The organism is Enterobacter sp. BIDMC109 (assembly GCF_001037885.1).
GTDB classification, from domain to species: Bacteria; Pseudomonadota; Gammaproteobacteria; order Enterobacterales; family Enterobacteriaceae; genus Enterobacter; species Enterobacter hormaechei_C.
In genome coordinates this window covers 1,410,195-1,421,329 of record NZ_KQ090002.1, presented here as the reverse complement: position 1 = coordinate 1,421,329, position 11,135 = coordinate 1,410,195, and the positions used below count along the sequence as shown (strand labels likewise).

Annotated in this window: 12 protein-coding genes; 5 read left to right on the top strand and 7 right to left on the bottom strand. The window is 57.5% G+C overall.

Going from position 1 to position 11,135, the window contains the following annotated elements; translation table 11 throughout:
• Positions 1-40: 40 nt before the first annotated feature.
• Both SK62_RS06735 and SK62_RS06730 read left to right on the top strand, forming a co-directional pair.
• Positions 41-373 (top strand): RcnB family protein, encoded by a 333-nt coding sequence (locus SK62_RS06735; protein WP_047719271.1) that lies wholly within the window; start codon positions 41-43, stop codon positions 371-373.
• On the top strand, positions 324-803 hold the full coding sequence (locus tag SK62_RS06730; protein WP_032619327.1) for a GNAT family N-acetyltransferase: 480 nt from the start codon (positions 324-326) through the stop codon (positions 801-803). The genes SK62_RS06735 and SK62_RS06730 overlap by 50 nt, the downstream gene beginning before the upstream one ends.
• An 89-nt stretch (positions 804-892) precedes the next feature.
• Here SK62_RS06730 and apbC read toward each other — a convergent pair whose 3' ends face one another.
• A complete protein-coding gene (gene apbC, locus SK62_RS06725) occupies positions 893-2,002 on the bottom strand; it encodes an iron-sulfur cluster carrier protein ApbC (protein ID WP_017383367.1) in 1,110 nt (369 codons plus the stop codon).
• Between the two features lie 137 nt (positions 2,003-2,139).
• On the opposite strand from apbC, the gene metG reads away from it, so the two are divergent.
• Entirely contained in the window at positions 2,140-4,173 is a 2,034-nt protein-coding gene (metG, locus tag SK62_RS06720) for a methionine--tRNA ligase (protein ID WP_023304104.1), read from the top strand.
• Between the two features lie 108 nt (positions 4,174-4,281).
• Here the strand turns inward: metG and SK62_RS06715 are convergent, their stop codons facing one another.
• The 3 genes from SK62_RS06715 to SK62_RS06705 are packed head-to-tail and all read right to left on the bottom strand — an operon-like array spanning position 4,282 to position 7,197.
• The gene (locus tag SK62_RS06715; protein WP_015572337.1) at positions 4,282-4,752 is read right to left on the bottom strand and encodes a YehS family protein; all 471 of its coding nucleotides are present in this window, start codon (positions 4,750-4,752) and stop codon (positions 4,282-4,284) included.
• A 46-nt stretch (positions 4,753-4,798) separates the two neighbouring features.
• Complete coding sequence (btsR, locus tag SK62_RS06710) at positions 4,799-5,518, bottom strand: two-component system response regulator BtsR (RefSeq protein ID WP_015572336.1); 720 nt, start codon at positions 5,516-5,518, stop codon at positions 4,799-4,801.
• Positions 5,512-7,197 (bottom strand): sensor histidine kinase, encoded by a 1,686-nt coding sequence (locus tag SK62_RS06705; RefSeq protein ID WP_017383370.1) that lies wholly within the window; start codon positions 7,195-7,197, stop codon positions 5,512-5,514. Before SK62_RS06705 ends, btsR begins: the two co-directional genes overlap by 7 nt.
• Before the next feature lie 218 nt (positions 7,198-7,415).
• Between SK62_RS06705 and mlrA the strand changes: the two genes are divergently transcribed.
• Both mlrA and SK62_RS22125 read left to right on the top strand, forming a co-directional pair.
• The gene (mlrA, locus tag SK62_RS06700; RefSeq protein ID WP_059295774.1) at positions 7,416-8,156 is read left to right on the top strand and encodes an HTH-type transcriptional regulator MlrA; all 741 of its coding nucleotides are present in this window, start codon (positions 7,416-7,418) and stop codon (positions 8,154-8,156) included.
• Positions 8,157-8,225: 69 nt separating this feature from the next.
• Positions 8,226-8,339, top strand: a complete 114-nt coding sequence (locus tag SK62_RS22125) for a protein YohO (RefSeq protein WP_017383372.1) — start codon at positions 8,226-8,228, stop codon at positions 8,337-8,339.
• Here the strand turns inward: SK62_RS22125 and SK62_RS06695 are convergent.
• Genes SK62_RS06695 through SK62_RS06685 form a run of 3 tightly spaced genes read right to left on the bottom strand, consistent with a single transcriptional unit; the run spans position 8,314 to position 11,135 of the window.
• Complete coding sequence (locus SK62_RS06695; protein WP_017383373.1) at positions 8,314-9,051, bottom strand: ABC transporter permease; 738 nt, start codon at positions 9,049-9,051, stop codon at positions 8,314-8,316. The genes SK62_RS22125 and SK62_RS06695 overlap by 26 nt on opposite strands.
• Entirely contained in the window at positions 9,035-9,985 is a 951-nt protein-coding gene (locus tag SK62_RS06690; RefSeq protein ID WP_015572334.1) for an ABC transporter ATP-binding protein, read from the bottom strand. The genes SK62_RS06695 and SK62_RS06690 overlap by 17 nt, the downstream gene beginning before the upstream one ends.
• Entirely contained in the window at positions 9,978-11,135 is a 1,158-nt protein-coding gene (locus SK62_RS06685; RefSeq protein WP_048249359.1) for an ABC transporter permease, read from the bottom strand. Before SK62_RS06685 ends, SK62_RS06690 begins: the two co-directional genes overlap by 8 nt.

The window sequence follows — 11,135 nt, the reverse complement described above, 5'->3', positions numbered from 1 at the left end:
GCACACAAAAAGTATCAGTAACGATATGACTGGAGAAAAAATGGCTAAGCGTAAATTGTTGCTTCTGGGTGTATTACTGTCACTGGCGGGGGCCGCGCACGCTGCACCGCAAACATCGACAGCGCCTTCCGGCATCAAGGCCTATGAAGAGCAAGAGTTTATTGCCGATTTTACGAAGTTTAAAATCGGCGACACCGCGCCCGCGCAGTATCAGACGCCTGAGTACACCATCAAACAGTACCAGCTGCGTAACCTTCCCGCGCCCGATGCCGACACACACTGGACCTACATGGGTGAGAATTATGTTCTGATTGGCGATGCCGATGGCAAAATCTACAAAGCCTATAACGGAGATATTTTCTATCACCGCTGATACGATCCTAATCCGTCCGTGGCAGGAGAGCGATCGCCCTTTCCTGCGCACGCTCTTCCTTCACGCCCGACGTGAAGCCTGGCCGTGGATGGACAGTTCTGCGTGGCAGCTTGAAGATTTTGACGCGGCAACCCTGGACGAAGGGATTTGGGTGGCGGAGCAGGATGGGCACCGACTTGGCTTTGCCTCAGTCTCGACGAACGATAATTTTTTGCACAACCTGTTTGTCGATCCGAACTATCAGAGCCTGGGCGTCGGACATGTGTTGCTTGAACACGTGCAGAAGACGTTTACCAGCACGGGTTCACTCAAGTGTCTGGTGAAGAATGAGCGGGCGGTTGCGTTTTACCAGCGCCACGGCTGGCACATTGAGGCGACGGGAGATTCTCCGGACGGAGAGTATTATTTGATGCACTATCGGCTTGGGTAAAGTCAGGTGGCGCTACGCTTACCTGACCTACAAAATCGAGCCAGGCCGGGTAAGGCGAAGCCGCCACCCGGCACTAACGCGCAGAGGCGTTAAACCGCGCGGAAGGCGATTTCACCCGGAATGACTTCGCCCTGCCAGTAAAGCTGCGCCGCAACGCGCCCCGCCAGCTGACGATAGATTTCCGTGAATTCGCTATCCGGACGGCTGACCACCGTCGGCTTACCGCTATCCAGATCTTCACGCAGTGTGATATGCAGCGGCAGTTGCCCCAGCAGTTGCGTGTGGTATTGCGCCGCCAGCTTTTCGGCACCACCGGTACCAAAGATAGGCTCATGGTGCCCGCAGTTGCTGCAAATGTGCATGCTCATGTTCTCGACGATACCCAGTACCGGCACCTCCACCTTCTCGAACATGACGATGCCTTTTTTGGCGTCGATCAGCGCGATATCCTGCGGCGTGGTGACCACGACGGCGCCGGTAACCGGAATGTTCTGCGCCAGCGTCAGCTGGATATCACCGGTGCCCGGCGGCATGTCCAGTACCAGATAATCGAGGTCAGGCCACATTGTCTCCTGCAACATTTGCAGCAGCGCCTTGCTGGCCATCGGGCCACGCCAGACCATTGCGTTATCGTCCGTGACCAGGTAACCAATGGAGTTGGTCGCCAGACCGTGCGCCACGATTGGCGCCATGTGGGTGCCGTCCGGCGAGGTTGGACGCTGGTTTTCCGCCCCCAGCATGTTTGGAATGGACGGGCCGTAGATATCCGCATCCAGAATGCCGACTTTCGCCCCTTCAGCCGCCAGCGCAAGCGCCAGGTTCACGGCGGTCGACGATTTACCCACCCCGCCCTTGCCCGAGCTGACGGCGATGATGTTCTTCACGCCGTTAACGCCCGGCTGATTTTTCACGCGCTTGAGCGTGGCGATGCTGTGGCTTAGCTTCCAGTCAATTGCTTTTGCGCCGGTAATGCGCAGCAACTCAGAGCTGGTTTGCTCTTTCAGAGCATCAAAGGCGCTGGTCCAGACGAACGGCATCTGTAGCTCAATGTGCAGCGTATCGTCCAGCCATGCGACGTGATGAAGCGCTTTCAGCGTCGTGAGATTGTGCTTCAGGGTTGGATGCTGAAAATTAGCCAGCGTCCCGGCGACCATTGCTCGTAAGGCTTCCGGTGATTTGGCCTGGGATTGAGAACTCATCCCGACTCCTTTGTTCTTGTGAATAAGACCTTAGACAAACAAGTTTACCTGAAAGGCCGCGGTTTGTGCTTACTTAATAATGCCCCTTTTGGTAATATCGAAAACCCTTTTCACAGTTAAAAGAAGTAATGCCTACTATGACTCAAGTCGCGAAAAAAATTCTGGTAACGTGCGCCCTGCCGTACGCCAACGGCTCAATCCACCTCGGCCACATGCTGGAGCATATCCAGGCTGATGTCTGGGTCCGTTACCAGCGAATGCGCGGCCACGAGGTGAACTTCATCTGTGCGGACGATGCCCACGGCACGCCGATCATGCTGAAAGCGCAGCAGCTGGGCATTTCCCCGGAACAGATGATCGCCGAAATGAGTCAGGAGCATCAGACCGATTTTGCTGGCTTTGACATCAGCTATGACAACTATCACTCCACGCACAGCGACGAAAACCGCGAGCTGTCAGAGCTGATCTACTCCCGTCTGAAAGAGAACGGTTTCATTAAAAACCGCACCATCTCTCAGCTGTACGATCCGGAAAAAGGCATGTTCCTGCCGGACCGTTTCGTCAAAGGCACCTGTCCGAAATGTAAATCCCCGGACCAGTACGGCGATAACTGCGAAGTGTGCGGCGCAACCTACAGCCCGACCGAGCTTATCGAACCGAAGTCCGTGGTCTCCGGCGCGACGCCGGTGATGCGTGACTCCGAGCACTTCTTCTTCGACCTGCCGTCGTTCAGCGAAATGCTGAAGGCGTGGACCCGCAGCGGTGCGTTGCAGGAGCAGGTCGCGAACAAAATGCAGGAGTGGTTCGAATCCGGGCTGCAACAGTGGGATATCTCCCGCGATGCGCCCTACTTTGGCTTCGAAATCCCGAACGCGCCGGGCAAATATTTTTACGTCTGGCTTGATGCGCCGATTGGCTACATGGGGTCGTTCAAGAATCTGTGTGACAAGCGCGGCGACACCGTAAGCTTCGACGAATACTGGAAGAAAGATTCCGATGCCGAGCTGTATCACTTCATCGGTAAAGACATCGTTTACTTCCACAGCCTGTTCTGGCCAGCAATGCTGGAAGGCAGCAACTTCCGCAAGCCGACCAACCTGTTCGTACATGGCTACGTAACAGTGAACGGCGCGAAGATGTCTAAATCTCGCGGGACGTTTATTAAGGCCAGCACCTGGCTGAACCACTTTGACGCGGACAGCCTGCGCTACTACTACACCGCGAAGCTCTCTTCCCGCATCGACGATATCGACCTGAATCTGGAAGATTTCGTGCAGCGCGTGAACGCGGACATCGTCAACAAGGTGGTGAACCTGGCGTCCCGTAACGCAGGTTTTATCGCCAAACGCTTTGACGGCGTGCTTTCTGCCGAACTGGCCGATCCTGAGCTGTATAAAACCTTCACCGACGCCGCCGCTGCGGTTGGCGAAGCCTGGGAAAGCCGTGAATTCGGTAAAGCCATTCGCGAAATCATGGCGCTGGCAGACGTGGCCAACCGCTATGTGGACGAGCAGGCGCCGTGGGTGGTGGCGAAACAGGAAGGCCGCGACGCCGACTTGCAGGCGATCTGCACCATGGGTCTGAACATGTTCCGCGTGCTGATGACCTGGCTGAAGCCGGTTCTGCCGCAGCTGGCAGCCCGTGCGGAAGCATTCCTGAACACCGAACTGACCTGGGATGCCATCCAGCAGCCGCTGCTCGGCCACAAGGTGAACACCTTCAAGGCGCTGTATAACCGCATCGAGATGAAGCAGGTTGACGCGCTGGTGGAAGCATCCAAAGAAGAGGTGAAAGCGGCTGCCGCACCGGTGACCGGCCCGCTGGCGGACGATCCGATTCAGGAGACCATCACCTTTGATGATTTCGCCAAAGTCGACCTGCGCGTGGCGCTGATCGAAAACGCGGAGTTCGTGGAAGGTTCTGACAAACTGCTGCGTCTGACCCTGGATCTGGGCGGCGAGAAGCGTAACGTCTTCTCCGGCATTCGTTCCGCGTATCCCGATCCGCAAGTGCTGATTGGTCGTCAGACCGTGATGGTGGCAAACCTGGCGCCGCGCAAAATGCGCTTCGGCATCTCTGAGGGGATGGTGATGGCCGCAGGCCCGGGCGGGAAAGATATCTTCCTGTTAAGCCCTGACGAAGGCGCGAAGCCGGGTCAGCAGGTGAAGTAATAAAAAAGCCGGATGAGAATCCGGCTTTTTTTTGCCCGGCGGCGCTACGCTTGCACGGGCCTACGGGTTTTGTAGGCCGGGTCAGGCGAAGCCGCCACCCGGCTAAAATCACCCCTTCTGGTTATGCACCCGCTGCGTCAACCCACGCAGGAAATAACGCAGAAACTGATCCCCACACTCGCGGTAATTCTTATGATCCGGCGCGCGCATCATGGCGGTGATTTCCGGCATCGACACGCGAAATTTCTGCTCGGTCATGATCGCCAGAATGTCGTCAGTTTTCAGGGAGAAAGCAATACGCAGCTTTTTCAGCACCGTGTTGTTATTCACCCGACGCTCCAGCGCCAGCTCAGGCGCAGATTCATCTTTGCCGCGCTTGTCGTAGATCAGGCCATTCAGAAAGCCCGACAGAATAATGTCCGGGCAGCGAACAAAACCCTCTTCATCTTCTTTAGTCATCCAGGTGTCGAACCCGGCGGACGTGGATTCCATGTCGGAGAGCGCAAGAATGCGCACCATGTCATTATTGTTCGCTTTCAGGGTGTAGCGCAGGCTACGAAGAATATCGTTACTTAGCATAGGGCCTTCGAATGTCGATGATGCAATGGCGCGCAGTGTACCAGTTTTACAGCCCTATCGCCTCTTTCAAACTTTTCAGGTAGCGACGACTGACGGGAACGGTTTGCCCGGCACGTAACACCAGCTCGGCCTGGCCGTTATCTTCCAGACGGATCTCCTTCAGGTGCGCCATGTTCACCAGATACTGACGATGGCAGCGGATTAGCGGGGTGCGACTCTCCAGCGTGCGCAGGGTCAGCTCGGTAAAGCCTTCGTTACCTTCAGCGCTGGTGACGTATACCCCGCTCAGACGGCTGCTGACAAAGGCAACGTCGTCCATTTGCAGGAGGTAAATCCGGCTGTGCCCGGTACAGGGTATAAACTTCAGGGGCTGCTGATGCTCCGGCAGCAGCGTCACGTCCTGCACGGTACGCTCCTGATGCAGGCGGGTCAGGGTCTTTTCAAGCCGTTTCTCTTCAATCGGCTTCAGCAGATAATCAAATGCGTGCTCTTCAAACGCCTTTACCGCGTACTCATCAAAGGCCGTCAGAAAGACGATATAGGGACGGTGCTCCGGGTCGAGCATGCCGACCATCTCCAGCCCGCTGATGCGCGGCATCTGAATATCGAGGAACAGCACGTCCGGGCGCAGTTTATGCACCGCACCGATGCCTTCAATCGCATTGGCACATTCCCCCACAACCTCGATATCACTCTGCTCCTGCAACAGAACACGCAGGTTTTCCCGTGCTAACGGCTCATCATCGACAATCAGCACTCTTAACATGCGTTCTCCTCCAGCGGCAATCGTAAGGTAATTCGGGTATAGCGGTCTGGCTCACAGGCGACGGTGATACCGCAGTCATCGCCAAAATGGGCGCGCAGGCGTTTATCCACCAGGCTCATGCCCAGACCGCCTGACGCGGAAGCTTCATACAGCCCCGCGTTGTCTTCAATATCCAGCACCAGATGGTGGTTAAAACGGGAAGCGGAAATCATAATCTCTCCACTTCCCAGCAGCTGCGACGTCCCATGCTTAATGGCATTTTCTACAATCGGTTGCAGGGTAAAGGCAGGAAGATGCTGATACGCCAGATCGTCCGGGACGGATAACGACACCTGTAAACGTGACTGGAAGCGCGCTTTTTCAATTTGCAGATAGGCGTTTACATGCTCAATCTCGTCCGCGAGGGTGACGATCTCCGAGGGTCGCTTCAGATTTTTGCGGAAAAAGGTCGAGAGAAATTGCACCAGCTGCGCGGCCTGATCGCTGTCGCGGCGGATCACCGCCTTCAGCGTGTTGAGCGCGTTAAACAGGAAATGCGGGTTCACCTGAGCGTGCAGGAGCTTAATTTCTGACTGCGTCAGCAGCGCTTTTTGCCGTTCATACTGCCCCGCCAGGATTTGCGCCGAAAGCAGCTGGGCGATCCCCTCCCCCAGCGTGCGGTTGATGGAGCTGAACAGGCGGTTTTTGGCTTCGTAAAGCTTAATAGTGCCCATGACGCGCTGGTTTTCACCCCGCAGGGGAATGACCAGCGTAGAGCCGAGTTTGCACTGCGGATGCAGGGAACAGCGGTACGGCACTTCATTTCCGTCGGCATACACCACTTCACCCGTTTCAATAGCGCGCAGGGTATAGGCCGAGGAGATCGGTTTGCCCGGCAGATGGTGGTCGTCGCCGGTACCGGTAAACGCCAGCAGCTTCTCGCGATCGGTAATCGCCACGGCTCCGATATCCAGCTCTTTATACAGCACCTGCGCCACCTTCATACTGTTCTCCTCGTTGAATCCCTGCCGCAGGATCCCTTCCGTCGACGCCGCAACTTTTAAGGCGGTGGCAGAAAATGCCGAGGTGTATTTTTCGAACATGGCGCGTTTGTCGAGCAGAATGCGCATAAACAGCGCCGCACCTACGGTATTGGTGACCATCATCGGTGCGGCAATGCTGCTGACCAGATGTAACGCATCGTCAAACGGGCGCGCGATCAGCAGGATGATCGCCATCTGCGCCATTTCCGCCACGAAGGTAATCGCCCCTGCGGTAAAGGGACTGAACACTTTATCCGGGCGACCGCGCTTAATCATATAGCTGTGGACGAGACCACCGAGCAGCCCTTCGACGATGGTGGAGATCATGCAGCTCAGCGCCGTCATACCGCCCATCGAATAGCGGTGCAGGCCGCCGGTTAACCCCACCAGACCGCCGACAACCGGGCCTCCGAGCAGCCCGCCCATTACCGCGCCGATGGCGCGCGTATTGGCAATGGAATCTTCGATATGGAGACCAAACCAGGTCCCCATAATGCAGAATATGGAAAATACGACGTAGCAGAGGAATTTGTGCGGCAGACGGACGGTAACCTGCATCAGCGGGATAAACAGGCGCGTTTTGCTCATCAACCAGGCGATGACAAGGAACACGCACATCTGCTGAAGCAACAGCAGCACCAGATTAAACTCGTACATACTCACAAACCGCACATTCTAAAAACGCGTAACATACACTGATAGCGGTTAACTTTCTTTGAAACGTGCCAAAAAAGCGATAAATCGTGTCCGCCATCACACCTTTTGCCGGAGATAACCTGTCTTTCGTATAATTTGTACAAAAAAGAATCAAATCTTCCTGGTTCCGCAAAGTGGGTCTACAGTTAAGCTGGGGACGCGCAAGCCTGGGGGCGAAAATGGCGCTTTACACAATAGGTGAAGTGGCACTCCTGTGTGATATCAATCCCGTTACGCTACGGGCGTGGCAGCGACGGTATGGATTGCTTAAGCCGCAAAGAACGGACGGCGGGCACCGCCTGTTTAACGATGCGGATATTGACCGGATCCGCGAGATCAAAAGCTGGATCGACAATGGCGTACAGGTCGGCAAGGTAAAATCGCTTCTGAGCCAGGACGATCCAGATACGCAACTTCTCTGGCGCGAGCAGCAGGAAACGCTGCTGAGGCTGTTGCAGAGTGGCAATTTGCAGCGTCTGCGCGGCTGGATCAAAGAACAGGGTCGAGACTACCCGGCGCAAACCCTGATCACCCATCTTTTTATTCCCTTACGGCGTCGGCTTCAGTGTCAGCAAACCACCTTACAGGCACTGCTCAGCATGCTTGATGGCGTGCTGATTAACTATATTTCCGTCTGTCTTGCCTCAGCGCGGAATAAAAACAGCAAAGATGCGCTGGTGATCGGCTGGAACGTACACGATACCACCCGGCTGTGGCTCGAAGCCTGGATTGCCACCCAGCAGGGCTGGCGCGTTGACGTGCTTGCCCACTCCCTGGCCCAGCTCAGGCCGGAACTGTTTGAGGGACAGACGCTGCTGGTCTGGTGCGGCGAAGTCCCCTTCGCTTCCCAGCAGCAGCTCCTGACGGAATGGCGCGAACATGGTTATCCCGTTTACTCGCTGGGGCCAAATGCGTCGTAACGGCATTTAATGGTTCATTAACAGCTGCGCTTCACCGTATAATTGTTCCGTTAACAACAGGAGCACATGATGAAGGCAACGAAACTGGCCGTAATTACCCTCTTTGCACTGATGGCCATCAGCGGTATCGGTGGCGTTATGCTTGCAGGTTATTCATTTATTGTTCGCGGCGGTGTTGGCTGAGGTATCCGGCCAGGCGTTCAAACAGGCGATCCACCACAATCGCCGCCAGCGCAACCAGAACCGCCCCCTGAATAATGTAAGCCGTATTAAACCCGCTTAACCCGATAATGATCGGCGTTCCCAGCGTATTGGCTCCGACCGTCGAGGCGATGGTTGCCGTACCAATGTTGATAATCACGGACGTTCGCACGCCGGCGATAATCACCGGTGCGGCCAGCGGCAGTTCGACCTTCACCAGCCGCTGCCAGGCGCTCATCCCCATCCCTTCCGCTACGCTCAGCACCGATGCAGGCACCGCCGCAATCCCCGCCAGCGTCCCTTGCAGAATGGGCAACACGCCGTACAAAATCAGCGCAATGATGGCAGGCTCCTGCCCAAAACCAATCGCCGGCACGGCAATCGCCAGCACGGCCACCGGCGGGAAGGTCTGCCCCGTTGCGGCGATGGTCTCCACCAGCGGACGAAACTCCCTGCCCGCAGGTCTCGTCACCGCAATCCCGGCGCCTGTGCCCAGCACGATGGCAATCACGCTTGACACCGCCACCAGCCAGAAGTGCGCCAGGGTGAGATTAACAAAGCTCTCCTGCTGGTACACCGGGCGCGGCAGCCCGGGGATAAGCGCATTAAACAGCGCCGCGCTGTGCGGCATCAGGTAGAGTAAGGCGATAAACAGCCCTGTCAGCCAGAGTAACGGATCACGGACCCACTTCACGCGTCACCTCCCCCGCCAGCAGATCGCGAAAATGGATCGTCCCACATGGCGTCCCCTGCCCGTCCGCAACGGGTAACACCTCGCACTGCCGGGCGACAAACGCCGACAGGGCATCGCGCAGGCTCATCCCATCGTGCAGCGGTTCACCACCGATTTGCGCATCCTGCGGACGCAGATAGTCCCTGACGGTGCGTAGCGAGAGCAGCCTGACGCCCAGCTCGCTGCGGCCAAAAAATTCACGCACAAAATCATTCGCCGGCGAGGTTAACAGCTCAAGCGGCGTACCCTGCTGGACGACTTCGCCGTGATCCATCAGTATCAGACGATCGGCCAGCCGCAGCGCTTCGTCGATATCATGCGTCACCAGCACGATGGTGCGCCCTAGAATACGGTGGATGCGACTCATCTCCGCCTGAAGTGCGCCGCGGGTGACCGGATCCAGCGCGCCGAAGGGCTCATCCATCAGCAGCACCTGCGGGTTAGCGGCCAGCGCGCGCGCCACCCCGACCCGCTGCTGCTGTCCGCCGGAAAGCTGGTGCGGATAGCGGTCGCGAAGCGACGCGTCCAGGCCCAGCAGCGCCATCAGCTCGTCGACACGCTCATTGATCTTCCCCCGGGACCATTTTTCCAGCTGTAGCACGGTGGCAATGTTCTGGGCCACCGTCCAGTGGGGAAACAGGCCGATGGACTGAATGGCGTAGCCCATACGCCGCCGCAGTTCCAGCACCGGCAGGCTGCGGATCTCCTCTCCGGCAAAGCGAATCGTCCCGCTGTCATGTTCCACCAGCCGGTTGATCATCTTCAGCGTCGTCGATTTTCCCGACCCCGACGTCCCGATCAATACCGAGAACGCCCCCTCGGCAAAATGCAGATTGAGGTGGCTTGCCGCCGGACGGCCCGCAAAGGTTTTACTCACATCATGAAATTCAATCATTGGCTCTTCTCCTGAGCAGCGCGAGCCACAGGGCAAACAATGCATCCAGTACGACCGCCAGCGCAATCGTGGGCACAACACCCAGCAGCACCAGATCCAGCGCGCTGCTCAGCAGCCCCTGGAACACCAGTGCCCCAAAGCCGCCCGCCCCGATCAGCGCGGCAATCACCGCCATCCCCACGGTTTGCACCGTCACCACCCGCAGGCTGCGAACCAGCAGCGAAAGCGCAAGCGGCAGCTGTATTTTCCAGAAACACTGGCGCGCACTCATCCCCATCGCATGGGCGCTTTCCAGCACGTCAGGCGGAACCTGGCTTAACCCCGCCACCACGCCGCGCACCAGCGGCAGCAGCGCATACAGCACAAGGGCGATAAGGGCAGGCGTCAGCCCGGTTCCGGCAATGCCTGCCGCGGCCAACGCAGGGAAGGATTTCACCAGACCGGCCAGGGGGGCAATCAGCAGGCCAAACAGGGCAACGGAGGGGATGGTCTGAATAACGTTGAGCACGGTAAAGACGGCACCCTGGCGGCTGGGATGCCGGTAGCACCCGATGCCCAGCGGCACGCCCAGCAGCAGCGCCGGGATCAGCGTCCCAAACAGGATCGTCAGATGTTGCGCCAGCGCGTTGTCAAACACCTCCTGGCGGTTGGCGTACTCTTTTAACAGCGAGAGTTGATTCAGATCGCCGCTGAAGAGGATCAGCAGAGGGATGACCCAGAATTGCGCGTTCAGCAGCCAGCGCCAGACGGGTAGCGGCGTGAGACGGCGAATGGCATCGCTACAGACCAGCAGACAAAGTGCCAGCCACAGCCACAGCCCGCTGCCAATCGACGTGCGCGCCAGCGGGCTTTCAACCGAGGCCATCTGCGTTGCCGCCTGTCCCGCGCTCCAGAACAGCACGATAAACAGTGCTTCGCTGAGCAGAAGCGTCAGCCAAAGGGCAGCTCGCCCTGGCCAGAAGGCTAAGGCTACAGTACTCGCCAGCGCCGCGCCCAGCAGTAGCGGCGTAAATGACCAGATCTGCCAGAGCGCGCGCGGTTCGCCCGACACCAGACGGTTTGGCGCGACATTTACAAAGGGTAACGCGACCGCCGCAATGGCCACACAGGCCAACAGCAGCAGGACGCGGTTATAACATTTTATTGGCAC

Bases quoted from the DNA above. Each gene is read 5' to 3' on its own strand.
- SK62_RS22125 (WP_017383372.1), top strand. From the start codon at position 8,226: ATGAAGGCAACGAAACTGGCCGTAATTACCCTCTTTGCACTGATGGCC.
- metG (WP_023304104.1), top strand. From the start codon at position 2,140: ATGACTCAAGTCGCGAAAAAAATTCTGGTAACGTGCGCCCTGCCGTAC.
- SK62_RS06690 (WP_015572334.1), bottom strand. From the start codon at position 9,985: ATGATTGAATTTCATGATGTGAGTAAAACCTTTGCGGGCCGTCCGGCG.
- mlrA (WP_059295774.1), top strand. From the start codon at position 7,416: ATGGCGCTTTACACAATAGGTGAAGTGGCACTCCTGTGTGATATCAAT.
- SK62_RS06730 (WP_032619327.1), top strand. From the start codon at position 324: ATGGCAAAATCTACAAAGCCTATAACGGAGATATTTTCTATCACCGCT.
- apbC (WP_017383367.1), bottom strand. From the start codon at position 2,002: ATGAGTTCTCAATCCCAGGCCAAATCACCGGAAGCCTTACGAGCAATG.
- SK62_RS06715 (WP_015572337.1), bottom strand. From the start codon at position 4,752: ATGCTAAGTAACGATATTCTTCGTAGCCTGCGCTACACCCTGAAAGCG.
- SK62_RS06735 (WP_047719271.1), top strand. From the start codon at position 41: ATGGCTAAGCGTAAATTGTTGCTTCTGGGTGTATTACTGTCACTGGCG.
- btsR (WP_015572336.1), bottom strand. From the start codon at position 5,518: ATGTTAAGAGTGCTGATTGTCGATGATGAGCCGTTAGCACGGGAAAAC.
- SK62_RS06705 (WP_017383370.1), bottom strand. From the start codon at position 7,197: ATGTACGAGTTTAATCTGGTGCTGCTGTTGCTTCAGCAGATGTGCGTG.